Annotated in this window: 24 protein-coding genes and 1 pseudogene; 9 read left to right on the forward strand and 16 right to left on the reverse strand. The window is 67.5% G+C overall.

All coding sequences use genetic code 11. The features are described from left to right. Nucleotides 1-52: 52 nt before the first annotated feature. Both ACI3KS_RS03500 and ACI3KS_RS03505 read right to left on the reverse strand, forming a co-directional pair. A complete protein-coding gene (locus tag ACI3KS_RS03500; protein ID WP_404915255.1) occupies nt 53-4,597 on the reverse strand; it encodes a discoidin domain-containing protein in 4,545 nt (1,514 codons plus the stop codon). Nucleotides 4,598-4,757: 160 nt separating this feature from the next. Continuing rightward, nucleotides 4,758-6,062: an ABC transporter substrate-binding protein gene (locus ACI3KS_RS03505; RefSeq protein ID WP_404915257.1), complete on the reverse strand. Its 1,305-nt coding sequence runs from the start codon at nt 6,060-6,062 to the stop codon at nt 4,758-4,760. A gap of 400 nt (nt 6,063-6,462) precedes the next feature. On the opposite strand from ACI3KS_RS03505, the pseudogene ACI3KS_RS03510 reads away from it, so the two are divergent. Continuing rightward, nucleotides 6,463-7,083: pseudogene (locus ACI3KS_RS03510) on the forward strand (FAD-dependent oxidoreductase); the annotation flags it as partial. Between the two features lie 231 nt (nt 7,084-7,314). On the opposite strand, the gene ACI3KS_RS03515 reads toward ACI3KS_RS03510, so the two are convergent. Both ACI3KS_RS03515 and ACI3KS_RS03520 read right to left on the reverse strand, forming a co-directional pair. Further along, on the reverse strand, nt 7,315-7,938 hold the full coding sequence (locus ACI3KS_RS03515) for a histidine phosphatase family protein (protein WP_404915259.1): 624 nt from the start codon (nt 7,936-7,938) through the stop codon (nt 7,315-7,317). 1 nt (nt 7,939) lies between these two features. Beyond that, the gene (locus tag ACI3KS_RS03520) at nt 7,940-8,320 is read right to left on the reverse strand and encodes a DUF5684 domain-containing protein (RefSeq protein ID WP_404915261.1); all 381 of its coding nucleotides are present in this window, start codon (nt 8,318-8,320) and stop codon (nt 7,940-7,942) included. Between the two features lie 121 nt (nt 8,321-8,441). On the opposite strand from ACI3KS_RS03520, the gene aspS reads away from it, so the two are divergent. Beyond that, nucleotides 8,442-10,223 (forward strand): aspartate--tRNA ligase, encoded by a 1,782-nt coding sequence (aspS, locus tag ACI3KS_RS03525; RefSeq protein ID WP_404915262.1) that lies wholly within the window; start codon nt 8,442-8,444, stop codon nt 10,221-10,223. A gap of 165 nt (nt 10,224-10,388) precedes the next feature. On the opposite strand, the gene ACI3KS_RS03530 is transcribed toward aspS, so the two are convergent. Together ACI3KS_RS03530 and ACI3KS_RS03535 are read right to left on the reverse strand one after the other, a co-directional pair. Continuing rightward, a complete protein-coding gene (locus ACI3KS_RS03530) occupies nt 10,389-11,216 on the reverse strand; it encodes a sulfite exporter TauE/SafE family protein (RefSeq protein WP_404915264.1) in 828 nt (275 codons plus the stop codon). Between the two features lie 40 nt (nt 11,217-11,256). Beyond that, entirely contained in the window at nt 11,257-11,766 is a 510-nt protein-coding gene (locus ACI3KS_RS03535; protein WP_404915266.1) for a hypothetical protein, read from the reverse strand. Between the two features lie 147 nt (nt 11,767-11,913). Between ACI3KS_RS03535 and ACI3KS_RS03540 the strand changes: the two genes are divergently transcribed. From ACI3KS_RS03540 to ACI3KS_RS03560, 5 genes are all read left to right on the forward strand, one after another. Beyond that, nucleotides 11,914-13,053: an ABC transporter substrate-binding protein gene (locus ACI3KS_RS03540; protein ID WP_404915268.1), complete on the forward strand. Its 1,140-nt coding sequence runs from the start codon at nt 11,914-11,916 to the stop codon at nt 13,051-13,053. Then, complete coding sequence (locus tag ACI3KS_RS03545) at nt 13,050-13,979, forward strand: ABC transporter permease (RefSeq protein ID WP_404915270.1); 930 nt, start codon at nt 13,050-13,052, stop codon at nt 13,977-13,979. Before ACI3KS_RS03540 ends, ACI3KS_RS03545 begins: the two co-directional genes overlap by 4 nt. Beyond that, nucleotides 13,976-14,767, forward strand: coding sequence for an ABC transporter permease (locus ACI3KS_RS03550; protein WP_404915272.1), 792 nt, complete (start codon nt 13,976-13,978; stop codon nt 14,765-14,767). Before ACI3KS_RS03545 ends, ACI3KS_RS03550 begins: the two co-directional genes overlap by 4 nt. Continuing rightward, on the forward strand, nt 14,767-15,879 hold the full coding sequence (locus ACI3KS_RS03555) for an ABC transporter ATP-binding protein (protein ID WP_404915274.1): 1,113 nt from the start codon (nt 14,767-14,769) through the stop codon (nt 15,877-15,879). The genes ACI3KS_RS03550 and ACI3KS_RS03555 overlap by 1 nt, the downstream gene beginning before the upstream one ends. A gap of 83 nt (nt 15,880-15,962) precedes the next feature. After that, nucleotides 15,963-16,142 carry a YegP family protein gene (locus ACI3KS_RS03560; RefSeq protein WP_404915275.1) on the forward strand — a complete coding sequence of 60 codons (180 nt, stop codon included), beginning with the start codon at nt 15,963-15,965 and terminating at the stop codon, nt 16,140-16,142. Between the two features lie 57 nt (nt 16,143-16,199). Here the strand turns inward: ACI3KS_RS03560 and ACI3KS_RS03565 are convergent, their stop codons facing one another. The 10 genes from ACI3KS_RS03565 to ACI3KS_RS03610 form a co-directional block, all read right to left on the reverse strand. Further along, nucleotides 16,200-17,105: a hypothetical protein gene (locus ACI3KS_RS03565; protein ID WP_404915277.1), complete on the reverse strand. Its 906-nt coding sequence runs from the start codon at nt 17,103-17,105 to the stop codon at nt 16,200-16,202. 176 nt (nt 17,106-17,281) lie between these two features. Further along, nucleotides 17,282-18,037 carry an amino acid ABC transporter ATP-binding protein gene (locus ACI3KS_RS03570; RefSeq protein WP_404915279.1) on the reverse strand — a complete coding sequence of 252 codons (756 nt, stop codon included), beginning with the start codon at nt 18,035-18,037 and terminating at the stop codon, nt 17,282-17,284. Then, nucleotides 18,034-18,831, reverse strand: a complete 798-nt coding sequence (locus ACI3KS_RS03575) for an amino acid ABC transporter permease (protein WP_404915281.1) — start codon at nt 18,829-18,831, stop codon at nt 18,034-18,036. The genes ACI3KS_RS03570 and ACI3KS_RS03575 overlap by 4 nt, the downstream gene beginning before the upstream one ends. 34 nt (nt 18,832-18,865) lie before the next feature. Beyond that, nucleotides 18,866-19,678 carry a basic amino acid ABC transporter substrate-binding protein gene (locus ACI3KS_RS03580; RefSeq protein WP_404915283.1) on the reverse strand — a complete coding sequence of 271 codons (813 nt, stop codon included), beginning with the start codon at nt 19,676-19,678 and terminating at the stop codon, nt 18,866-18,868. 143 nt (nt 19,679-19,821) lie between these two features. After that, on the reverse strand, nt 19,822-20,124 hold the full coding sequence (locus ACI3KS_RS03585; protein ID WP_404915285.1) for a Dabb family protein: 303 nt from the start codon (nt 20,122-20,124) through the stop codon (nt 19,822-19,824). Further along, nucleotides 20,121-20,417: a glutaredoxin family protein gene (locus ACI3KS_RS03590; RefSeq protein WP_404915287.1), complete on the reverse strand. Its 297-nt coding sequence runs from the start codon at nt 20,415-20,417 to the stop codon at nt 20,121-20,123. The genes ACI3KS_RS03585 and ACI3KS_RS03590 overlap by 4 nt, the downstream gene beginning before the upstream one ends. Next, nucleotides 20,414-20,716, reverse strand: a complete 303-nt coding sequence (locus tag ACI3KS_RS03595; RefSeq protein ID WP_404915289.1) for a rhodanese-like domain-containing protein — start codon at nt 20,714-20,716, stop codon at nt 20,414-20,416. The genes ACI3KS_RS03590 and ACI3KS_RS03595 overlap by 4 nt, the downstream gene beginning before the upstream one ends. Before the next feature lie 79 nt (nt 20,717-20,795). Continuing rightward, nucleotides 20,796-20,894: a 30S ribosomal protein bS22 gene (locus tag ACI3KS_RS03600; protein WP_003792170.1), complete on the reverse strand. Its 99-nt coding sequence runs from the start codon at nt 20,892-20,894 to the stop codon at nt 20,796-20,798. Between the two features lie 100 nt (nt 20,895-20,994). Further along, entirely contained in the window at nt 20,995-21,186 is a 192-nt protein-coding gene (locus ACI3KS_RS03605) for a helix-turn-helix domain-containing protein (RefSeq protein WP_105675513.1), read from the reverse strand. A gap of 244 nt (nt 21,187-21,430) precedes the next feature. Next, the gene (locus ACI3KS_RS03610) at nt 21,431-21,847 is read right to left on the reverse strand and encodes an ArsR/SmtB family transcription factor (RefSeq protein ID WP_404915292.1); all 417 of its coding nucleotides are present in this window, start codon (nt 21,845-21,847) and stop codon (nt 21,431-21,433) included. A gap of 102 nt (nt 21,848-21,949) precedes the next feature. On the opposite strand from ACI3KS_RS03610, the gene ACI3KS_RS03615 reads away from it, so the two are divergent. Next, a complete protein-coding gene (locus tag ACI3KS_RS03615; protein ID WP_404915479.1) occupies nt 21,950-23,380 on the forward strand; it encodes a TrkH family potassium uptake protein in 1,431 nt (476 codons plus the stop codon). Beyond that, nucleotides 23,373-24,044: a potassium channel family protein gene (locus tag ACI3KS_RS03620; RefSeq protein ID WP_404915294.1), complete on the forward strand. Its 672-nt coding sequence runs from the start codon at nt 23,373-23,375 to the stop codon at nt 24,042-24,044. Before ACI3KS_RS03615 ends, ACI3KS_RS03620 begins: the two co-directional genes overlap by 8 nt. Nucleotides 24,045-24,094: the final 50 nt, after the last annotated feature.

A 24,094-nucleotide genomic window follows, 5' to 3' on the forward strand; every position in this document is an offset into this window, starting at 1 on the left:
GGCGGAAGGGCCGCCCCACTCGGGAGGCGGCCCTTCGTCTCGGTTCTGCGGCTCAGTCGCGTGTCTGCCGTCGCACCTTCATGACAGCGACACCCGAGAGCAGCAGCAGCACCGCTGCGGCGAGCGTCCAGGGCAACCAGGTCACGTCACCTCCCGTCGCGGGCAGGCCACCCGAGCCGTCGGAGTCCCCGTTTCCGGGCACACCGGGCGTGCCGGGCCCGCCCGGTGTACCCGGATCCGTGGGCGCGATGATCCGCACCGGTGTCGACGCGACATCGGTATCCGCGAGCATCACGACGACCGTGTGCGCGCCGGGTTCGACATCGGTCGGCACTGTGCCTCGGAAGGCGAAGGCACCGTCGTCGTCGGCGGTGACGGTTCCGAGATCGGCAGGTGCGGACCGCAGTTGGATGCGGTACTCGACTCCGGGTGCGAACCCGGAGCCTGAGATGTCGATCCGTTCGCCCACCACGGGAGTTCCGTCGACGGTGACCACAGGCGTGGGCGCCTCTGGTGCGACGACGACCGAGATCGCGGTCGACGGTTCCGACCATCCGCCCGCGTTCTGCGCACGCACGGTGACCGGGTACTCGCCGGGGGCGAGTCCGGTGACGGACGCCGAGAGCACTGAGCCCTCGCTCTGCACGGTGCGGTCACCGACGGTCACCTCGTAGGCGACGATCGGGGATCCGCCGATGTTCTCGGGAGCAGACCACTGCACGTGCACGATGTCCTCCGCGGCTGTGGCGATGACATCACGTGGCGCATTGGACACGGCATCGAGGCGGACGAGCCCCGCGAGGGCGGCCTCCAGCGCGGCCGCTGCGGCGTCGACCTGATCCTGAGACGAGCCGGCGGCGCGAATCACGTCTTTCGCGGCTTCGAGAGCCGGCAGCAGCAGCGTCCAGCTGCCCGGCGTGTAGGCCGTGCTGTCGAGGCCGTTGGCCGCGTCGATTTGCGCCTGAAGATGTGTGGTGTCGGCCGAGACCGTGACATCGCACCAGGCGATCTCGACACCGCCGTCGTGGCGCAAGCCGACCGTCGTACGTCCGGGATCGTGGGTGGCGAGATCGACCTCGACGCGACCGTCGGCCGAGACGCGCGCATCACCCTTGATCGTGACGATCGACTCATCCATGGAGACGGCCGTGAACGTGTCCTCCACATCGATCGGCGTCACGGTGGCCGCGACGACCGCGGAGCCTCCGCGGTTCGCGGAGACCGGCCCCGCGCATTCGAAGGTGAATCCGCCGTAAAGCTCGAACTCCCAGATGTTGAGTCCGTACTGGGTCGCGGCCAGGCCGGTCAGTCGTACGTAGCGCACGTCCGTCGGCGTGAAGTCGAGGGTGTGCGTGAGCGAAGGCTGCACAGCGTCGACGCGAGACAACGGCACCCAGGTCGTTCCATCGACCGATCCTTCAATGCGGTAGTCGTTCGACGTGCCGGCTTCCCACGCCACGACGGCGCGCGACACCGAGGTGACGACTCCGAGGTCGACCTGCAACCAGTGCTCGGCGACGGCGCGCGCCGAAGACCACTTTGTCGAGCGTGAGCCGTCAGTGGCCTTCGGAGCGATCGCGGTCGCGACGTTGTTGTGGACGCTGTCGCCCGTCGTCGGGCGCCCGAGAGCGAGGTTGCCCTTGCCGCTCGGAACCGACGGAGCATCCACGACCAGTCGGTCGGAGAACACCTCGAACTCCCACAGCGACGGGCCGTAGTCGAGTGCGCGGGTGAGGGTCTGCATCCGCACGAAGCGGGCGCTCTGACCATCGAGGGTGACCACGTCCACGCCGCCGTCGCTTCCTGCGCCCGGGGTGGCGTACGCATCGCGCCAGCCCTTCCCGTCGTCGGAGAGCTGGATCTTGTAGGTCTTCGCGAACGCCGCCTCCCACCTCAGACGCACGGTCGAGACCGGCTTCGGTTCGCCGAGGTCGATCTGCGCCCAGGCGCTGTTGGCGTTGTTGCCCCGCCACCGCGTCTCGGGATCGCCGTCGGCGAGCAGGTGCACGAGGTTGTAGCCCGCGTACCCGGAGGCACGTGTCGCACTGTCGATCGCGAGGTTGATGCTCGAGGTCACCGACAGTTCGCGGATGCCGTACGACGGCGATCCTCCGGCGAGAAGCAGCACGCGCACATGCTCTGCAGGCGTCGGGTTGATCGCGACCTCGGTGAGCCCGCCCTCGCCATTCGTGATGTGCGACTGGTCTGTCCAGGCCACCCCGTTCGAAGACGTCTGCACGACGAAGTCGGTGGCATGAGCGTCCGCCCAGTCGATACCGACCTTCGTCACCCAAGACCCGCGGGGCAACGTGGTCGACGCCCACTGGGTGCCGTCGTCCGCCGACCGCCATACCGATTCGTGGTCGCCGTCGCCGAGCGCGTCGACCGTAGAAGCACCTGCCGTGCTGCTGGCGCTGAATGCCGACACGGTCGGGCGGTCGCCTGCGGCGAGAGCAGCGGTGACGGTCTTCCCCATGTTCTCGCCGGAACCGAGTGCGAATGCGCCGTACCAGTTCTGTCCCGCGCCCTGTAGCGTCACGCCGACCGAGAGTCCAGGGCGATCCGGGTTGGAAAGGCTGACCACCGGCTCCTTGCCGCGTTCGTCGAGCAGCACGATGCTGGGCTGATCGACCGCGAGGGTGCGGCCGTCGCCGAGGTCGAGCGAGCCCGCGGTGTAGAACGTCGCCATGGTGATGCGTGCTTCGGCATTCCGCACCGCCTGCACCTCGGAGTCGTTGCGGAGTGTGCGCACGGTCGGCTTCGCCGCGTAGGCTTCGACCTCGGTCGGGGTCATGGCCGGGAGGACGGTGTAGTCGTAGTCAGCGGCGTGCGGCTCCGTTCCGTGATCGATGTAGAGCGAGAAGGCCTCGCGGCTCAGGGACTCTCCCCCCTCCCAGCTGCCGGACTGGGTCTTGTTCGAGACCTTCACGTCTTGACCCTCGGCGAACACGTACCCGACCTCGTCGTTGAACGCCCAGCGAACGTCACCGACGCTCTGCTGGTCGGTCCCAGGGTTCACTGCCATGCCGCCGACCGTCGCATTCTCTTTGGCGGAAGCCTGGTTGATCGTCGTGTGCACGGCGGCATCGCTCGTCGAGACGATGCCGGCCCCGAGGGCGACCATGCCCTCATCGAACGAGAAGTAGCTCTTCTGCGCGTTCGTGCCGGCCGTGTCGAGCGTGAGCACGCTCACTCCGTACTCTCCGTTCGAGGTGCCGCCGGTGAAACTCGCACCGTCGCCGTTGCGCCCGCGGTTCTCGAAGCCGCGCTCGGTGCGTTTGACGTTCGGCGCCGTCACACCGGGGTAGTGCCACCAGTCGAACGCAGGCCCGAGGTCGAGATACTCGCGGTTGTTGACCTGGATGGCCGTCGATCCCATGGCGTTCCAGAACACCGGGTTTCCGAGCTCGTCGCGGTACGACGTGCGCAGCTCGGCGCCGAAAGTGCGCGAAGAGTTGAGGCGCGTGAAGATGCCGTACCCCTCACGCAGGTGCGACGAGAACTCCGAGCGCCAGAAGTACTTGTTGCCGGTGACGCCGTTCGTCTCGGTCTTGCCGAGCACCCCGTCGAGCACCGCTTGATAGGCGGTCGAGTAGAGAGCATCCGTACGCACCATGCGCTGCAGCGGCTCGATGAACTCCGAGGCATGACTCGTGATGTCGCTCACCGTCTTCGGCGGGCGGTAGTTGAGGTAGAGCATCCCGATCTCGCCTCGGATCAGCCAGCGTGTACCGCTGATGAAGTAGAAGGCGATCGAATCGAGCTGGTCGCGCGTGAAGGCGAGCCCAGTACTCCGAGCGACGTCCGACCACAGGGCGGCGTAGGTGAAGAGCACCATGCCGTAGCCCTCGCTGTAGAGCTGGGCTCCATGGGCCCAGAAGCTCGCATCGGGCTGAACGGCCTCCTGCACCGTGCCGGAGTGATCGACGGCGATCGTCGCGACGATCGTCGCGAATCCCTCTTTCACCTTGGCGATGTCATGAGTCGAGAGAGCCTCGAAGATGTAGTTCGAGGTGCGCCACGAACCGTTCGCGCCGACCGGGTCGAGCTTGCCGGTGTTGTGCTTCAGGGCGACGTCGAAGGCCTCGGGGCTCAGCGACGACCCGAGGAACATCGAGATGCGCCCCATCGCGATCGACTCGCCGATCTCGGTCTCCCACCAGTTGGTGTTGCCGGGGTTCACGCGGTCCCAGTGCAGCAGAGCCCGCTGCACGGCATCGACCAGCCGCGCGTCACCGAAGCCCGCCGCGTCCGGGTCCTTGTATGCCTGGGTCAGCGCCAGCATCCGATAGAGCGCGGTGTAGGCCGACCAGACGCTGCCGTTCGCCGAGCTGGTGCGGTCGGCGTAGTCCACGTCCGACCAGGAACCGTCCTCATTCTGCGAGGCGACGTAGTCCAGCGCTTCCGAGGTGCGGGCGAGATAGATGCCGTTCGCGATGATGATGTCGTCCCCCTGGCCGAGGTAGTACTCCTCGAGGCGGTCGATGACGGTCGTGACGTCGTCTTCAGGAGCGGCGGATGCCGGGACGACGACGATCGCCGATGAACCGATGACGAGGGCGACGGTGAAAGCGATGAACGCGAAGATGCGTCCCATGGCGAGGCTCCTTTGCCGGGGTGCCGTGAAGCGGTGAGGCGGATGCCTCGAAGGGTGTGAGTTCGTCCGTGCTCGGGTGCGCGGAGAGGGAAACCCGGGGTGCGCGCCATGACACGCACACCCCGGGGGAGGTGATCGGCCAGGGAGCCGATCCGATCGATCAGCCCTGAGCCATCAGCGCGTCGATCTTGTCTGCAGCGGTCGAGAAGGTCTCTTCGAGGTCACCCTCTCCGGCCTGGACGGCCTGGCCCCATGCGTCGCGGAAGGTCTGCCACATCTCGGTCGCGTCGGCGACATTCGGGACGTCGACCGTCAACGGGACCGATGCCGCGAACGTCGCCAGTACGGGGTTGCCTGCGAGGTAGTCAGCGGCGATCGTGTCGATGTCCCCGCGGATGGGGAACTGGCCAGTTGTCTCGAGCAGAGCGAGATCGTTGTCGGCTTCCATCGAGAACTTCACGAAGTCCCAGGCGGTCTGCTTGTTCTCGCACGAGGTGTAGAGACCCACATTCTTCGAGTCGCCGAACGTGTAGGTCTCCGCGGCGGCCGTGCCGTCAGCGGTCGGCAGCGGCACGATGCCGTAGTCGACCTTGCCGTCGAATGCTCCGGCACCCCAGGGGCCTGCGATGCCCATGGCCGATACGCCGTCGGCGAAGGGACCGGCCCAGGCGTCACCGCTGTAGGCCTCAGCCGAGGAGTAGCCCTCGGCATAGAGCGTCTTCCAGAACTCGAGGGTCTCGAGGCCCTCTTCGCTGGTGAACGCCGCGGCGCCGTCGGAAACGAGCTGCGTGCCGCCCGAGTTGGCGAGGAAGAACGGGTAGAAGTCGAAGAGCGAGTTGGTGTAGTCGCCGGATGCCGGCGGGTACAGTGCGAAGTCGGCAGCACCGCTCTCCTTGATCGCGGCGGCGGCGGCGAGCACGTCATCGTAGGTAGCGAGCGCGGGGTTCTCCGGGTCGAGCCCGGCTGCGGCGAAGACGTCCTTGTTGTAGTAGAGCATGAACGGATTGGCCTTCCACGGCACCTGATACAGGTCGCCGTCGGGCGATCGGAAGCCGTCAGCTGCCTCACCCGAGCGCCCGGTGACGAACGATTCGCCATCCTCGAACGTCGTGGAGATGTTCACCAGACCGCCCTGCTTCTGGAATGCCGGCACGGCAGCGGGAGCGGTGTTGTAGACGAGACATGGCGTGTTGCCGGCGGTGATCGATGCGCTGATCGCGTCTTCCGACGACTTGCCCGAGGGGATCGCGGCGGCGGTGACCTGCTCGTCGGGGTGGTCTTCGTTCCAGGCCTCGACCACGTCTTCGGCCCAGGCGATCTCCTGCTCGTTCGTCGAGTACCAGATCGTGATCGGACCGGAGGTCAGCTCTCCCCCTTCGGGAGCACCGGTCCCGGCGGTCGAGCCGCACGCCGCGAGGGGCAAGGCGAGGGCGGCCAGTGCAACGACTCCTGCATAACGCTTCATTGCGGCAAACTCCTTTGTTCGGAAGCCGCGCTTGCGAGCTTCCTTGCTGTGCTTGAGGTTCGATCTCTCCTGGTGAGGCCGAACACAGGTTAGTAAACCGGTTTTGTGAAGGAATGTCAATCACTGCATACAGATTCACCGAAACTGGCTCAAATGTTCGGATCGCGACCCACACTCACCGCCGGTTGGCAGGTTCAGAAACGCTAAACAGAACTAAATCAGCGAGCCCATGAACTCGCTCCGACGAATCTCCCCTCCCGTGGCGGCGCCTCGTGCCACGGTCGGGACATCGGGCGACACAACCTTCAGATCTGCGGAGACGCCGCGCATTTGACTTCATGTCGACATGAAGTCGCAGACAGGCGAAGAACACCACTCCGCCCCTCCGGAAGGACCCCTCATGTACGACGCGATCGCGATCGGCGAGTCTCCCGCGGAGTTCCGCGCACGATCGCGGGCGCAGCTCGCGGAGTACGCCGACGTCGAGATCCGCGACCTCGCAGCGACAGGCGTCCGTGGCACCGAGGGAGCGTTCGTCGTCGATCTCGCGGACGGCGGCGTCGCCGAGGCCCGAAGCGTGATCCTCGCCACCGGCGTCGCCGACGACCTGCCACCGGTCCCAGGGCTCGGCGAGCTGTGGGGCACTCGGGCGTTCGTCTGCCCGTTCTGCGACGGGCACGAGCATGCGGGCCGTCCCGTCGCAATCACCGGCGATCCGGCGCGGGCCGCGCACCTCATCGCCCTCCTCGGCCGCATCGTCGGGGAGATCACGGTCTTCCCCGCGGGCGCGGATCTCTCGATCGACGACGCGCGGATGCTGACCGACCTCGGCGCCGACGTGGCCGCACCGGTCGAGTCCGTGGCAGCGACCGACGACGGCGCCCGCATCCTGGCGGGCGGCTCGACGCACACCGTCGCCGGGATCTTCGTCGCCGCAGGATCAGTCGTGCATCGCGCGACGTTCGCTGATCAGCTGGGTGTGCAGCTGCTGCCCACGGGGTGGATCGAGATCAACGACTTCGGCCGCACGTCCGTTCCGGGAGTCTTCGCCGCCGGCGATCTCGCGCACCGCGCCTCCCTCCCCTGGCCCGATGGCATCCGTGCTGCTCGCCGCAGCCGCCGGTCAGCTCGCCGCCGTGGGCGTCATCCAGTCGCTCGTCCGCTGAGGTCCTCCCCCGTTTCGAGGAGCGCGACTGGCAGCCCCCACGCCCGGAAAGTTGCCAGTTGCGCTCCTCGAAGGCGGAAGGGGTGCCTAGACGGCCCCGAGGTCGATGCCCGAGGCCGCGGGCTCGGCGTAGTCGACCTCGCGCCACACATCGCCGACCCGCTCGAACGAGGTCACGCTCGACAGCGCGCATCGCCGGGTGCGCGGGTCGTGGCGCAGCGGCAGACCCGCGACCCGCAGGTGCGTGATCCAGATCGGCGCCTGATGCGAGACGATCACGACGTCCCCTGACTCGGTGCCGTGCCAGGCATCGCCCATCGCCGACAGCATCCGCTCGGCGATCGACTCGTACGCCTCTCCCCAGCTCGGCAGCGAGGGCCGCCGCAGGTGCCACCAGTTCAGCGGATTCAAGAGCGAGCGGCGCATCTGCGTGCCCTCGAACACGTTGGTCGGCTCGATCACGCGCTCCTCGATCGCGGGGACGAGATCGAACCGTTCGGCGAACGGCGCAGCCGACTCCTGGGTCCGCTCGAGCGGCGAGCACAGCAGCGTCGACACCTCGCGATCGAGACCGGCCACATGGTCGGCCGCCGCCTGCGCCATCCGGCGACCGGCCTCGCTCAGGTGGTAGTCCGGCAGCCGCCCGTAGAGCACGCGGGCGGGGTTGTGCACCTCACCGTGGCGGACGAGGTGCAGCCGGGACGCCACCACATCAAGCCTTGCTGTAGCGCGCGGACCCGAAGCCGAGGATCAGATATCCGATGTAGGGGAAGACGAACAGCAGGAAGAAGGAGAACAACCCGCCCTTGCCGAAGCGCTCACCGACCTTGATCGCGACGATGATGCCGAAGACGAATCCGACGATCGGGAGCAGGTACAGCAGGGCCAGCCAGCCGGACATCCCGGCGATACGAACGAGGATCACGACGTTGACGATGGGGATGATCGCGAGGATGCCGGAGTAGCCGGCCTTCTCGAAGAGCTTCCAGAGGCCGATCACGACCACGACGTAGAAGATGAGCCCGATCACGGTGGTGGTGCCGGAGAAGATCCCGGTGATCAGTTCGGTGATGCCGTTGGAATCGCTGGACATGGAGTTCCCTTCGTGTCGGTCACGGCGATCATACTGAGCCGCGGTGACGGAGACGGCGAGGCCTCGCCACCCACCGTAGAATGGGCGGGTTCACCACTCCCCAGATCAGGAGGAATCCTCCGTGCTTCGCACTCACTCCGCAGGTTCCCTGCGAGCCGAGAACATCGGTCAGACCGTCACCCTCACCGGTTGGGTCGATCGTCGCCGTGATCACGGAGGAGTCGCGTTCATCGATCTGCGGGATGCCTCCGGCATCGCCCAGGTCGTCATCCGCGATGAGGAGGTCGCGCACCCGCTGCGCAACGAGTTCGTGCTCAAGGTCACCGGAGAGGTGTCGCGTCGCCCCGACGGCAACGCGAACCCGAACCTCCCCTCTGGCGAGATCGAGGTCATCGCCGCCGAGGTCGAGGTGCTCAACGAGTCCGCTCCCCTGCCCTTCCAGGTCTCGACGGCTGTCGCCGACACCGAGACCGTCGGCGAGGAGGCCCGCCTCAAGTACCGCTATCTCGACCTGCGCCGCCCAGCGACGGCATCCGCGCTGCGTCTGCGCTCGAACGTCTACAAGGCGATCCGCGATGTGCTGCACGGCGAAGACTTCACCGAGGTCGAGACGCCGACCCTGACCCGGTCGACCCCCGAGGGCGCCCGCGACTTCGTCGTGCCCGCACGCCTGCACCCCGGCAGTTGGTACGCCCTGCCGCAGTCGCCGCAGTTGTTCAAGCAGCTGCTCATGGTCGGCGGTGTGGAGAAGTACTTCCAGATCGCGCGTTGCTACCGCGACGAGGACTTCCGCGCCGACCGTCAGCCGGAGTTCACGCAGCTCGACATCGAGATGAGCTTCGTCGACCAGGAAGACGTGATCACACTCATGGAGTCGCTCGTCGTCGCCATGTGGAAGACCATCGGTGTCGAAGTGCAGACCCCGCTGCCGCGTCTCACCTACGCCGACGCCATGGCCAAGTATGGCTCGGACAAGCCCGACCTGCGCTTCGGACTCGAGCTCGTCGAGGCGACCGAGTACTTCGCCGAGACGCCGTTCCGGGTCTTCCAGGCCGAGTACGTGGGTGCGGTGCGGATGCCCGGCGGCGCCTCGCAGCCGCGCAAGCAGCTCGACGCCTGGCAGGACTGGGCCAAGCAGCGCGGCGCGCGCGGCCTCGCCTACGTGCTGTTCAACGAGGACGGGACGCTCGGCGGCCCCGCCGCGAAGAACCTCTCCGAGGCCGAGCAGGCCGGACTCGCCGCATTCGTGGGCGCCGAGCCCGGCGACTGCGTGTTCTTCGCCGCAGGCTCCACGAAGGAGAGCCGCGCACTGCTCGGCGCCGCCCGCGTCGAGATCGGCCGCCGTCTCGGTTACCTCAACCCCGACGAGTTCGCCTTCACCTGGGTCGTCGACGCGCCGATGTTCGAGCCGGCGGCGGATGCTGTCGCCTCGGGCGACGTCGCCGTCGGCGCCGGCGCCTGGACCGCCGTGCACCACGCGTTCACCGGCCCGAAGCCGGAGTTCGAGGACACCTTCGACACCGACCCCGGCTCGGCCCTGGCCTTCGCGTACGACATCGTGTGCAACGGCTCGGAGCTCGGCGGCGGCTCGATCCGCATCCACCGTGAGGACGTGCAGAAGCGCGTCTTCGAGGTCATGGGCATCAGCGACGAGGTCGCGCAGGAGCAGTTCGGATTCCTGCTCGACGCCTTCAAGTTCGGCGCCCCGCCGCACGGCGGGATCGCGCTGGGCATGGACCGCGTGCTGCAGCACCTGTCGAAGAGCGAGTCGATCCGCGACGTCATCGCGTTCCCGAAGTCGGGCGGCGGCTTCGACCCGCTGACCTCGGCTCCGGCACCGATCAGCGCCGAGCAGCGCGCAGAGGCCGGCGTCGACTTCGTCCCGGAGGACGACGAGGCCTGAGTCTCGGCACCCTCGGTCGTTGAGCGAGCGAAGCGAGACGAAACGCCCCTACACACCGCGTTTCGTCTCGTCGCTGCGCTCCTCGCTCAACGACCGGGTCGCTGCGCTCCTCGCTCAACGACCGGGACGCTGCGCTCCTCGCTCAACGACCGGGACGCTGCGGCGTCAGCGCAGCGCGGCCAGCGCCGGCGCGATGTTCTCGTTCCAGACGTCGACCCCGAGCTTCGCGATCAGCGCCACGACCACGATGAGGAACACCACCCGGATGAAGCGCGCGCCGCGCGAGATCGCCATCCGCGAGCCGAGATAGCTGCCCGCGACGTTCGCGACCGCGAGGATGCCGCCGAGGAGCCACAGCACCGAGCCGTGCGGGATGAACAGCAGCAGCGCGCCGGCGTTGGTCGCGAGGTTGACGATCTTCGCCTTCGCGCTCGCCTGGAGGAAGTCGTAGCCGAGCAGGGCGACGAGCGCGATGACGAGGAAGGTCCCTGTGCCCGGTCCGATCATGCCGTCGTAGAAGCCGATCCCGAGCCCCGCCGCCCCCGCCATGACGTGATGCCTGTGTCCGCTGAAGCGCAGCTTCGTCGCCGCACCCATCTGCGGCCGGAACGCCGTGAACAGCGCCACCGCGAGCAGGGCGACGACGATGATCGGCTTGAAGGCGGCCGACGGCAGGATGGTCGCGACCGCGGCGCCTCCGAAGGATCCGGCGAGCGCGATGCCCGCCATCGGCAGGGCCGTGCGGATGTCGGGTTTCGCTCGGCGGTAGTACGTGACGCTGCTGGTCGCCGTGCCGAAGACCGAGGCGAGCTTGTTCGTGGCGAGCGCCTGCACCGGCGCGATCCCGGGGATCAGCAGCAGTGCCGGCAGCTGCAGCAGCCCTCCGCCGCCGACGACCGCATCGATCCAGCCGGCGGCGAACGCCGCGATGACCACGAGGATCAGGGTCCCCCAGGTGAGCTGCTCGAGCCCCAGCATCGCGCCGATCTCCATCCCTCCAGGATGTCAGACCGAAGTGCTCACGCCGGCGCGCTCACGCCGACGCGGACTCCCCCGACGCTGACTCCCCCGACGCTGTGCCGTCGTCGATGTCGTCGACATCGGAGAGGTCCTCGACCTGAATCGGCGTCCGGCCGTCGAACAGCACTCCGATGCCGTACTCCTCGCCCATGGCGAGCACGCATTCATCGAAGCGGAGCATCCAGCTCCCGTCGCGCCAGATCACGGCCTCGGGGCGGGCGAATGGCGCCTCGGGTCCGCGCAGCAGTTCGAGCGCGTGCGCGTCCAGCGCCCACGTCGCGTCCTGCAACTCGGTGAGCAGGAAGGCGGATGCCGCCGCGACGAGCGCGTCGAACTCGTCCACAGCGATCTCGGCGGCGGCGATGGCCTCGCCCGTCGCGGGGCCGGCGGGCTCCATCACGAGGTGGATCCGCCGGTAGCCGTCTCCCGGGAGATCCCCCGACCAGCAGGACAGTTCCGTAGGGGCATCGATCGAGGAGAAGGGAATTCCGCGGACATGGATCACCTCGGGCAGTGCGCTCATGCGCCCAGTCAACCATCCCTGGCCAACCCTCCACCACGGCGTCACCACTCGTTCACCGAGCCCGAGACATCCCGTAACCCTGCACCCGTAGCGTCCACTCGCAACCCGAACCGGCCCACCCGGCCGGACACCGAGAGGACCACCCCCATGGCACACTTCCCCCGTCGCGCGCGCTTCGGCGCCGGCATCGCCCTCGCCGCCACCGCGGCGTTCGTGCTCACCGGATGCGCCAGCGGCACCGCTGCTCCGGCATCCGAGGGCGACGCCGTCGATGCGGCCGCCGCGACCTCCCTCGCCGACTTCGGCACCTTCGAGGAGCTCGAGGCAGCCGCCAAGGCCGAGGGCGCGCTCAACGTCATCGCTCTCCCCCGCGACTGGGCGAACTACGGCGAGATCCTCGACCTCTTCGCCGAGCGCTACCCCGAGATCACGATCACCGAGGCCTCGCCCGACGTGTCCAGCGCCGAGGAGATCCAGGCGGCCGAGACGAACAAGGGCCTCGACACGGCTCCCGACGTCTTCGACCTCGGACTCACCGTGGCCCTGCAGAACACCGACCAGTTCGCTCCCTACAAGGTCGAGACCTGGGACGACATCCCCGACGAGCTCAAGGAGTCCACGGGCCTCTTCGTCGGCGACTACGGCGGGTACATGTCGATCGGCTACGACTCCTCGAAGTACCCCGAGCCCACCGAGCTGGCCGACCTGCTCGGCGCCGACTACAAGGGAGCCGTCGCGATCAACGGCGACCCGACGCAGGCGGGTGCGGCCTTCGCGGCCGTCGGGCTCGCGACCGTCCAGTCCGACGGCACGCTCGACGACTACCAGCCGGGCATCGACTTCTTCTCCGAGCTGCAGAAGGCCGGCAACCTGCTCAAGGTCGACGTCACGACCGCGACCATCGCGAGCGGTGAGACGCCCGTCGTCTTCGATTGGGACTACCTGAATGCGACGCACACCACCGACAACGAGGACTGGAAGGTCGTCGTGCTCGACGGCACCGGCTACGCCGGCTACTACAACCAGGCCATCAACGTCGACGCTCCGCACCCGGCTGCCGCTCGTCTGTGGCAGGAGTTCCTCTACAGCGACGAGGTGCAGAACCTCTGGCTCGCGGGTGGCGCACGCCCGGCCCGCATGGAGGCCATGACGGATGCCGGCACGATCGACGCCGACCTCGCCGCAGCGCTCCCCGAGGCGCCCGCCGAGACCGTGGTCCCCACCGAGGAGCAGTCCACGAACGCCGGCACTCTGCTCGGCGAGAAGTGGGCAGCGGCGGTCCAGTGACCTCGACCGCACTCGCGGAGGAGACCGTGGAGACGGTCTCCTCCCTCCCGGCCGCCGAGTCCCCACGGACCCGGCGGCCGGCCGCGTCGCCGGCCTGGCTCGGCCTCGTGCCGTTCGCGGCATACATCGTGCTCTTCCTCGCCGTGCCCACGGTGCTCGCGATCGGCTCGGGCTTCTTCACGAAGGACGGTTCGTTCACCTGGACCAATGTCGCCGCTCTCGGCGACCCGGTGATCATCAACACCTTCGCGAACTCCGCAGGGATCTCGCTGGTCACGGCTGTGGTCGGCGCGGTCCTCGGCGCACTCGTCTGCTATGCCCTGCTCGGCATGAACCCGGATGGCGCGGTGCGCCGCACCGTGGATGCCGCCGCCGGCGTCCTCGCGCAGTTCGGCGGCGTGATGCTCGCCTTCGTGTTCATCGCCACGATCGGCATCCAGGGCGTCGTCAAAGTGTTCCTGCAGGACACGTTCGGCATCGACATCTACGCCGACGGGACCTGGCTCTACGAACTGCCCGGCCTGATCCTGCCCTACATCTATTTCCAGGTGCCGCTGATGGTGATCACGTTCATGCCCGCACTCGCGGCGCTCAAGCCGCAGTGGGCCGAGGCCAACCTCACGCTGGGCGGCACACGTGCCAGCTTCTGGCTGCGCATCGGGATCCCCGTGCTCGCGCCGTCGTTCCTCGCCAGCCTGCTGCTGCTCTTCGCGAACGCCTTCTCCTCGTACGCGACCGCCGCAGCTCTCGCCAGCCAGGGATCGCAGATCGTCCCTCTGCAGATCCGCACGGCGCTCACCAGTGAGACCCTGCTCGGCCGCGAGAACCTCGCTGGCGCTCTCGCACTCGGCATGATCGTCGTGGTCGGAGTCGTCATGGCCCTGTACTCGCTCATCCAGCGCCGGGCAGCGAGGTGGCAATCGTGAACCGTCTCGCACCCTCGCTCGCGACCCGGTGGATCATCGGCATCCTGGTGGGCGCGTTCTTCGCGATCCCGCTGGTGGCGACCCTGCTGTACACGCTGCGGATGCCGGACGGTTCGTACTCGCTCGCACGATGGGCCGGGCTGTTCGACCCGGCGATGAATGCGACGCTCAAGCCCATCTGGACAGGCCTCGGCAACTCGCTCGTGCTCGCCGTCGTGACGGTCGCGATCGTGCTGCTCCTGCTCGCACCGACCATGATCCTCGTGAACCTGCGCTTCGCGAGGCTCACACCGGTCTTCGAGTTCGCCGTGCTGCTGCCGATCTCGATCCCGGCGATCGTCCTCGTCGTCGGACTCGCGCCGATCTACCTGCAGATCGGACGCACCCTCGGCACCGGCGCGTGGACGCTGGCCTTCGCCTACGGCATCACGGTGCTGCCGTTCGCCTACCGTTCGATCCAGGCGTCGATCGACGCGGCGGATCTGAAGACGCTGTCGGAGGCGGCCCGCTCGCTGGGCGCGAGCTGGCCGACCGTCGTCCTCCGTGTGCTCGCGCCGAATCTGCGTCAGGGGCTGTTGGCGGCATCCCTCATCTCGATCGCCGTCGTGCTCGGCGAGTTCACGATCGCCTCGCTGCTCAACCGTCAGGTCTTCCAGACCGCCATGGTCGTCGTGCAGAAACAAGACGGCTACCTGCCCGCGATCTTCACCCTGCTGGCGCTGCTGTTCTGCTTCGTCCTGCTCCTGCTCATCGGCCGCGTCGCCCGCGGCACCGGAAAGGCCCGCTGATGCGTCGTACTGCGCAACCGAAGGAAGTCGAAGTGACCCTCCCCGCAACCGCCGACAACATGCTGCTCGCCGAGGCCGGAGAGGGCACCCGAGTGCAACTGCAGGGCATCGTCAAGAGCTACGGGTCGAACACCGTGCTGCACGGCGTCGACCTCGACATCGCGCCGGGCGAGTTCGTCTCGCTGCTCGGCCCCTCGGGATGCGGAAAGACCACGCTGCTGCGCGTGCTCGCGGGCCTCGAAGGGGCCGACCGGGGCACCGTGCTGCTCGGCGGCGGCGACGTCTCCCGCGTGCCCACGAACAAGCGCGACATCGGCATGGTGTTCCAGTCGTACTCGCTGTTCCCGCATCTGAGCGTCGTCGACAACACCGCGTTCGGCTTACGCCGCCGCGGGGTGGGCAAGGCGGATGCTGCGACGAAGGCACGCGACGCGCTGGCCCTGGTCGGACTCGCAGACTTCGCCGAGCGCTTCCCCCACCAGCTCTCCGGCGGACAGCAGCAGCGCGTGGCGCTCGCCCGTGCGCTCGTCACGGAGCCGAAGGTACTGCTGCTCGACGAGCCGCTGTCTGCGCTGGACGCCAAGGTCAGGGTGCAGCTGCGCGATGAGATCCGTCGCCTCCAGCTGCGCCTCGGCATCACGACCGTGTTCGTCACGCACGATCAGGAGGAGGCGCTGGCCGTCTCCGACCGCATCGCCGTGATGAACTCGGGGCGGATCGAGCAGATCGGCTCTCCTGAGCAGCTCTACACCGCACCGTCGACGGCGGGCGTCGCCGCGTTCGTCGGTCTGTCCAGCGTCGTCTCCGGCGTCGCCGAGGGCGACCACGTGGTCGTGTGGGGACAGCGGCTCCCCCTGCAGGTCCCCGCCGACGGTCCCGTCGACGTCTACCTCCGTCCCGAGAACGTGCGCTTCGCATCGGAGGCGGATGCCGCGACCGACGCGATCGTCGAGGAGAGCACCTTCCTCGGCAGCATGCGGCGCACGCTCGTGCGCACGGAGTCGGGCGAACGGGTACGGGTGCAGCATGCTCCGGGCACGCACCCGGCGTTCGGCGACCGCGTGCGGATCGCTCTCGCCCCGGAGCCGGTCGCGGTGCACCCGCGGGGTTGAGTCCGCTCTACCCACCGAGCGGTGCGCCGGTATACCGTGATCCGCGAGGACGCCTCCTCGACACGACGACGAAAGGACACCCGATGGCAGCGAAATGGGAGCTGTACACCGACGGCGGAGGAGAGTTCCGGTTCCGCCTCAAGGCCGGCAACGGCGAGGTCATCGCGCTCTCCAGCGAGAGCTACTCCTCGAAGTCGGGTGCTCTGAACGGAATCGATTCGGTCCGCAGGAACGCGGATGCCGAGATCGTCGACGTCGACTGACCCGGCACCACGACGCCCCCTGCCGCGGCTGCGGCAGGGGGCGTCGTGGTGCCGGCGTCAGATCTCGAGCTGGCCTGCGATCCCGGTGAGCTTGTGCCGGGCGAGTGCGAGATTCGCCTTGGCGCGGTCGAGCACGAGGTACACGAACAGGCCGTCCTTGCCGTCCCCGTTCAGGACGTTGATGAGATGATACTGCTCATCGAGCGTGATGAGGATGTCGTCGATGCGTCCGCTGAGTCCGAGCTGCGCCATGGTCTGCAGCTTCGCGCGGACCACGTTCGAGTTTCCGGCGGCCGCGATCTCCAGGTCGAAGCCCGGGTAGCCTCCGTGCGCGAGGGCCATACCCGATCCCGAGTCGACGATCGCGACGCCGGTCGCTCCGTCGATCGCCAGAAGGTCCTGAACTGCCTGTTCCAGATGTGCCATCACTGCTCTTTCTTGTTCGGTGCCATTGTGGCCGGGTTCGTCATCGCGGTCGGGGGCGAGGTCAGCCGTCCGGACAGCAGCCGCCGTCGGGGCGAGGTCAGCCGTCGGTGCAGCATCCGCCGTCTCCAGGACGCGCGACGACGGGACCGCGTCGACCTGCGCGGATGAACGACGCAGCGCTCCGCGGCTGACCTCTTCACGGACATCGGCGAACTCGACGCGGTCATCGGCGTCGTCGAGAGCCTCGTCCTCGGGCGCGAGTCCCGCCGCAAACGGCGGCAGAGCGCGGGAGTCGCCGTAGGCGACATGCTGCACGACGCTCACGGAATCGGCCTCGGCGGGCGCTGCTCCACCGGGCAGTCCGCTCGGCGACTCGCCTGGCGACGGAGAACCGAGCTGCATGAACAGCGCCTCGATCTGCCCCAGTGGGTCGTCCGCACCATCGAGCGCCGCACCGTCGAGTACGGCACCGTCGAGTACGGCACCGCTCGCTGAACGGTCGTCGACGTCACGCCGGCGACGGCTGAAGATAGCCATCACGCGTCCCCCTTGCCCCAGTCAAGAATCGCGCTGCCCGTCGATCGATCCCCCAGGATCAGACGAGCAGTTCCCCGTGCCGCACCGCCCCCGCGGTACGACACGGCGACTCTAACAGCCGGGGTGCCCGAGGGGGCAACCCCGTCGGAGGTCTTCGACCCCCGACGGGGGTCGACTCAGAGCACTCGCGAGAGGAAGTCCTTCGTGCGCTGATGCTGCGGGTTCGAGAGGACCTCACGCGGGTCGCCCTCCTCGAGGATGTGCCCGCCGTCCATGAAGATCAGGCGCGAGCCCACCTCACGGGCGAAGCCCATCTCGTGAGTGACGACGAGCATCGTCATGCCCTCATCGGCGAGCGACCGCATGACCTGCAGCACTTCGCCCACCAGCTCAGGATCGAGCGCCGACGTGGGCTCGTCGAACAGCATCATGTCCGGGTTCATGCACAGTGCCCTGGCGATCGCCACGCGCTGCTGCTGCCCGCCCGAGAGCTGACCCGGGAACGCATCGGCCTTGTGATCCATCCCCACCCGACCGAGCATCTCGTGGGCGATCCGCTCGGACTCTGCTTTGCCCCTCTTCTTGACCCGGCGCTGGGCGATCGTGAGATTGCCGAGAACGCTCATGTGCGGGAAGAGGTTGAAGCTCTGGAACACCATGCCGATGCGGGTACGCACCCGATCGATGTCGACGTCGGGGTCGGTGATGTCGATCCCCTCGATCAGCACCTTGCCGTCGGTGGGATCCTCCAGCAGGTTCACCGAGCGCAGCAGAGTCGACTTGCCCGAGCCGGACGGCCCGATCACGCAGACCACCTCGCCCGCGTGAACGGTCAGGTCGATGCCCTTGAGCACCTCGTTGTCCCCGTAGGTCTTGACGAGCTGCTGCACGTCGATCGCAGGGGCGTGGATATCGATCAGGTCGGTGCTCATCGCTGCCTCGCCATCCGTCGCTCGAGGTACGCGGTGTACCGCGTCAAGGGAATCGTCACGATCAAGTAAAGGAGCGCCGCCATGATGAGCGGCGTCGCGTTGGAGTTCTGCGTTGTCGCGTCCCTCGCGAAGTTCGTCAGTTCTTTCGACCATGGCAGCGTCCCGACGACGAAGAGCAGTGACGTGTCCTTCAGCAGCAGAACGAACTCGTTCGTCAGCGGCGGGATGATGATGCGGAAGCCCTGAGGAACGACCACCCAGAACGTCGTCTTCATCGGAGACATGCCCAGTGAACGAGCTGCTTCCGTCTGTCCCTTCGGAACCGCCTGGAGACCGGCCCGGATCGTCTCCGCCATGTACGCGGAAGCGACGAGGATCAGACCGACGAGGCCGAGCACCACCGGACCACCGAGCTTGGCACCCGACACCCCGACGGCGATCGGGAGGATGAACCCGATCGCGAAGATGGTGAGGATCGCCGGGAGCCCCCGGAACAGCTCGATCCACGCCGTCGCGATCCACCGGAACGGCCCGATGCTGGACATCTTCAACAGGGCGAGGAAGATGCCGAGCAACAAGCCTCCGGCGAAAGCCACCGCGGTGAACCACAGCGTATTGAACAGTGCGGTGGTGATGATCCCCGGGAACATCTTCGCCGCGACCTCGGGGTTGAAGAAGAGCGGTCCGAGCTTCGCCCAGTTGGTCGCGAGCGCAGCCCACACCACAAGGGCGATGAGTACGGCGTAGACCGTGTACCGGTACAGCTTCTGTTTCTGCGTGCGCCTCAACGCCATCGTCAAGGTCCTCCCTGCTTCTCCGGCCCGCCGATCAGTTCGCCGTGAAGTAGGTGTCGTAGATCGTGTCGTACTCGCCGCTGTCGCGGAGCTCCTGCAGAGCGCCGTTGACCGCATCGAGGAGTTCCGTCTTCTTGCCCTTCTCGAAGGCGAAGCCGTAGGACTCGTCGGTCTCGTAGGTCTCGACGATCTCGTACGCGCTGTCGGCCTTCTCGTGCTCGAGGTTGACCGGCTGGTCCTGCAGGATCGCGTCGATCTGGCCTGCCTGGATCGCCGGCCACAGCTCCCCGTCGGACGGGTACTGCACCAGCGTCGCCTCCGGTGCGTTCTCGCCCGCGTAGGTCTCACCGGTCGTGCCCTGCTGCACACCGACGTTCTTGCCCGCGAGGTCGTCGATGCCCGTGATGCCCGAGTCCGTGCGGACGAGAAGCGACTGCAGCGAGTCGTAATACGGGTCGGAGAAGTCGATGTTCTCCTTGCGCTCGTCGGTGATGGTCATCGCCGACGCGCCGACGTCGCACGTGCCGGCGGCGAGGGTCGTGCCCGACTGCAGCGCATCGAACCCGACGTCCTGAACCGAGAGCTTGAGGTCGAGCTTCTTCGCGATCGCGTCGAGCAGGTCGATGTCGAAGCCGGTGTAGCCGGTGCCATTGTCGCCGCCCTCGAACTCGAAGGGCGCGTAGGGGATGTCCGAGCACACCGTCAGTGTGCCCGCCTCGACGAGACCGTACGGGTCGTCCGCGGCGTCGCCGGATCCTGCATCGGACGCGCCGGTCGCGCAGCCTGCGAGAGCGAGGGTGGCGGCGGCCGCGAGCGCGATGCCAGCGAAGGTGGAACGACGGTTCATGGCGATCTCCTGAGAGTCGAGGATGTGAGCCTCACGGTCAGTGGGCTGATAGGTCAACATCTTGGCACGGGGTGTGCGGATGACCCACTAACACTGACGCATCGCCGATTACGGTTTTGTTTCGGCCCCGGGAATACGCGGATTCAGGCCTCGAAGTCCACCGCGACACGCGAGGCGACCACCGATCGGACGTACGCGACGACGTCCTCGTGAGCCGGGTGCACCTGGTACGCCTCGAGCTCCTCGATCGAGTCGAAGTCGGCGACCAGCGTGACGTCCCAGTTGGCATCGGGGTACGCGGCATTGGCGCCGGCCGAGATCGAGCGCAGCTGCGGCACGACCCCGTCGAGCGCGTTCAGGCGGCGGGCGACCTCGGCGGCCTGCTCGGCGCGAACGGCGGCGTCCTCGGCGGCGAGCTTCCAGGTCACGACATGTCGGATGGTCATCGGGATCCCTCCGGATCGTTCAGGGCGTCGGATCGCACGGCCTCTTCGAGAGCCGTGCGCAGTCTGTCTGCCTGCAGGCGCCAGTGCGCGTGCAGTTCGCCGTCGATGAGCACGACGGGGATCTTCTCCCACCACAGCGCGTGCAAGGCCGGATCATCCGCGATCGACGCCTCGACGATCTCGATACGCTCGGCGGCGGCATCCGGAAGCTCTGCGACGACCGTGTCGATGATCTCGGACGCGACGTCGCAGAGGTGGCAGTCGGGCTTCGAGATCAGCGTGAGCGTGGTCACGCCGAGGGAACCTCGACCTCGCGGCCCTGGGCGATCCACTCACCGGTGCCGCCCTCGACGTTGGTCGCGTCGTAGCCGCGCGCCTCGAGCGCCTCGACCACGCGAGCCGAACGGCCGCCGGCTTGGCAGATCACGTCGAAGGCCTCGCTCGGAAGCTCCTCGAGGCGCTCGCCGATCTGCGACATCGGGATGTTGACGGCGCCGGGAACGTGCCCGGCGGCGAACTCATCGACCTCGCGGACGTCGATGAGAGGGGTGGCAGAGCGCTCGGCGAGCTCGGCGACGGTGATCGACTTCATGGCTTCCTCCTGCGTGGTGGGGTTCGTGCAGAGAGACACAAAGCGCCCGTCCGGAGACAGGCGCTCGGTGTCTGGCCGCTTACTTCTTGTTGCGGCGCTGGTGACGAGTCTTACGAAGCAGCTTGCGGTGCTTCTTCTTCGCCATGCGCTTGCGGCGCTTCTTGATGACAGAACCCACGGAAACCTCACTAAGTCAGGGGCTGGGTGTCACGCGTGGCGGACACCCGGGTACGGGCACGGAAAAATGCCTCGGAACAGTCTAGCAAACCGGCGGAGTGCTAACCGACGTCGGCGATGGGCCTCTGCAGCGCTTCGGCCACGGCCGACTCGGGGACGCGGAAGCTGCGCCCGAAGCGGATCGCCGGCAGCTCCCCCGCATGCACCAGCCGATAGACGGTCATCTTCGACACGCGCATGAGTTCGGCGACCTCGGCCACCGTGAGGAACTTGACGTCAGGAACTTCGGGCATCCCACGTACCCCTTTCTCGATGTGCACACTCTATGGGTTGCCTGGGACACATGTAAACCCATGTGACTGCTGTGACCCACAGCGGAGGCATAGCGTCCATCCCGCGTCCTGCCAGGCTCGACTGGCAGCGTAGGAGCACCGCGCGAGTCGGGCACTGCTCGCGCCGGCGGACTGGGGTCCGCGGCACGCCCCTGACGACACGCCCCCTGTCGTCAGGGGCGTTCTGCGAGAACGGTCGGGTGGGTCAGGAACCGAGCCGCTTCAGAGCCGCCGTCACCACGTGCTTCGCGGATGCCGCCGCGCGTCCGACGACCTCTGCCGCGTGCGCTGCTCCGTCCGGGAGGGGCTGGCCAGGGTACGCGATGTCGGGCGCCTCGTCGCCGTAGGCGTCGATGAGGAAGGGCACCAACCAGTCGTCGACGGCCTCCAGCGGCTCGACCGCGAGGCTGTAGAAGCGCCGCTGTCCGTCCTCCCGCACGCTCACGAGCTCCGACTCGCGGAGCACCTTGAGGTGCTTGGACACCGTCGGCTGGCTGATGCCGAGGTCGGCGACGATCTGGCTCACACTGGTGCCGGCATCTCCCTCGTTCGACCGACGCAGCAGGAGCTGGAGGATGTCGCGCCTCGTACCGTCCGCGATCACGTCGAAGATGTCCGTCATGTGTTCAGGCTAGCCGCCCCGGGCACGGAGTACCATGACGAGGGCTCGGCGATCACCGCCGGCATCCGCGACGAGCGGCGAGGTCAGGCGAAGGGGGACGCGATGTCGGGCATCGTGTCTGCGTCGTCCCCTCGTCATCGCCTGCAGGGCGCCGCGGCCCGTGCCAAGCACATCGTGACCTCGTCGCCGTCGCGATTCGCGATCGTGATCTTCGCGCTCCTCATCCTCGTCTTCACGGTGCTGCTCTCGCTGCCGATCGCCTCGGCCTCCGGAGAGGTGACGCCTCTCAGCGACGCCCTGTTCACCGCCGTCTCGACCATCTGCGTGACCGGTCTGTCGACCGTCGACATGGCGACGCATTGGTCGCCGTTCGGGCACGTCCTCGTGTTCATCGGTGTGAACGTCGGCGCGCTCGGCGTCCTCACCCTCGCTTCGCTCATGGGCATGCTCATCTCGAAACGACTCGGCCTCCGAGCCAAGCTCATGGCGGCGGGAGACACCAATCCCCTGCGCGCGCACGGCGGCGTGGTGAACGAGAGCCAGACGGTGCGCCTCGGCGAGGTCGGCCAGCTGCTGACGACCGTCGCGATCTCGTCCCTCGTGATCGAGGGAGCACTGGCGGTGCTGCTCTACCCGGCACTGGTGATGGCGGGCGTCGACCCGATCGCCGCCCTGTGGGAGGCGCCCTACTTCGCGGCGATGGCGTTCACCAACACCGGATTCGCACCGAATGCGGGCGGCGTGGGGGTGTTCGCGGACGACTACCTCGTGCTCGTGCTGCTCATGACCGGGGTGTTCCTGGGCAGCATCGGATTCCCCGTCATCTACACGCTCGCCAAGCACGTCTGGCACGTGAAGCGATGGTCGCTGCACTCCAAGCTGACCATCGTGACGACTGTGCTGCTGTTCTTCATCGGCGCCGCCGTGTTCCTCATCCTCGAGTACGAGAATCCGAAGACGTTCGGATCGATGGACGCCGGCGAGACGACGTTCCAGGCGTTCTTCCTCTCCGCGATGACCCGCTCGGGCGGATTCAGCATCATCGACATCTCGGATCTGAACGGCTCGTCCCTGCTGGCTGCCTCCATGCTCATGTTCGTCGGCGGAGGGTCCGCGTCCACCGCGGGAGGCATCAAGGTCACCACGCTCGCGGTGCTCGCGATCGCCGTCTGGTCGGAGGCGAAGGGGCGTCAGTCGGTGCAGGCCTTCGGACGTCGGATCCCCAGCGACGTGCAGCGCGTCGCGCTCAGCGTCGTCGCCTGGGGCGCGACCATCGTGGCGCTGTCGACCATCGTCATCGCGCAGATCACGAAGGACGACATCAGTCACGTGCTCTTCGATGTGATCTCCGCGTTCGCGACGGTCGGGCTCTCCACTGGTCTCACCGAGTCGTTGCCGGACGCCGGCTCCTACGTGCTCGCGGCCACCATCTTCATGGGGCGCGTTGGTACAGTGACACTCGCCGCGGCAGTCGCCGCGACGTCGCGAACGCAGTACTACTCACTGCCGGTTGAAAGGCCGATCGTTGGTTGAAGTCCTCCGGGGCGATGCGCCCGTCCTCGTGATCGGTCTCGGTCGCTTCGGTGCCGCCTGTGCGGGCGAGCTCGACCGCCTCGGCCGCGAGGTGCTCGCGATCGACGGCAACCTCGAACTCGTGCAGAAGTGGTCGGACCGGGTCACGCACACCGTTCAGGCGGACGCCAAGAACATCGACGCCCTCCGGCAGATCGGAGCGCAGGACTTCCAGGTCGCGGTCGTCGCCGTGGGCTCGTCGATCGAGGCGTCCGTGCTCATCACCGCGAACCTCGTCGACCTGAAGGTCCCCCAGATCTGGGCCAAGGCCGTCTCGCAGTCGCACGGCAAGATCCTCGCCCGCGTCGGCGCGAACCACGTCATCTATCCCGAGCGCGAAGCCGGCGAGCGCGTCGCCCACCTCGTGTCGGGGCGGATGCTCGACTTCATCCGCTTCGACGACGACTTCGTCCTCGCCAAGATGTACCCGCCCAAGTTCATCCGCGGCATCGGCCTCAACGAGTCCGGCGTGCGCTCGAAGTACAAGGTCACCGTCGTCGGGGTGAAGAGTCCCGGCAAGCCGTTCCGCTACGCGGAGGCCAACACGATCGTGACGAACCACGACCTCATCATCGTCTCCGGGACCAACAGCGACATCGAGCGCTTCGCCGCCCTGGATCGCTGACCTCGGATCCGGCATATCCCCCGCGCGACGGATGCCGTCGCCGACCGTCC

The sequence above is a fragment of the Microbacterium sp. ZW T5_45 genome, from assembly GCF_044987415.1.
Lineage (GTDB): Bacteria > Actinomycetota > Actinomycetes > Actinomycetales > Microbacteriaceae > Microbacterium.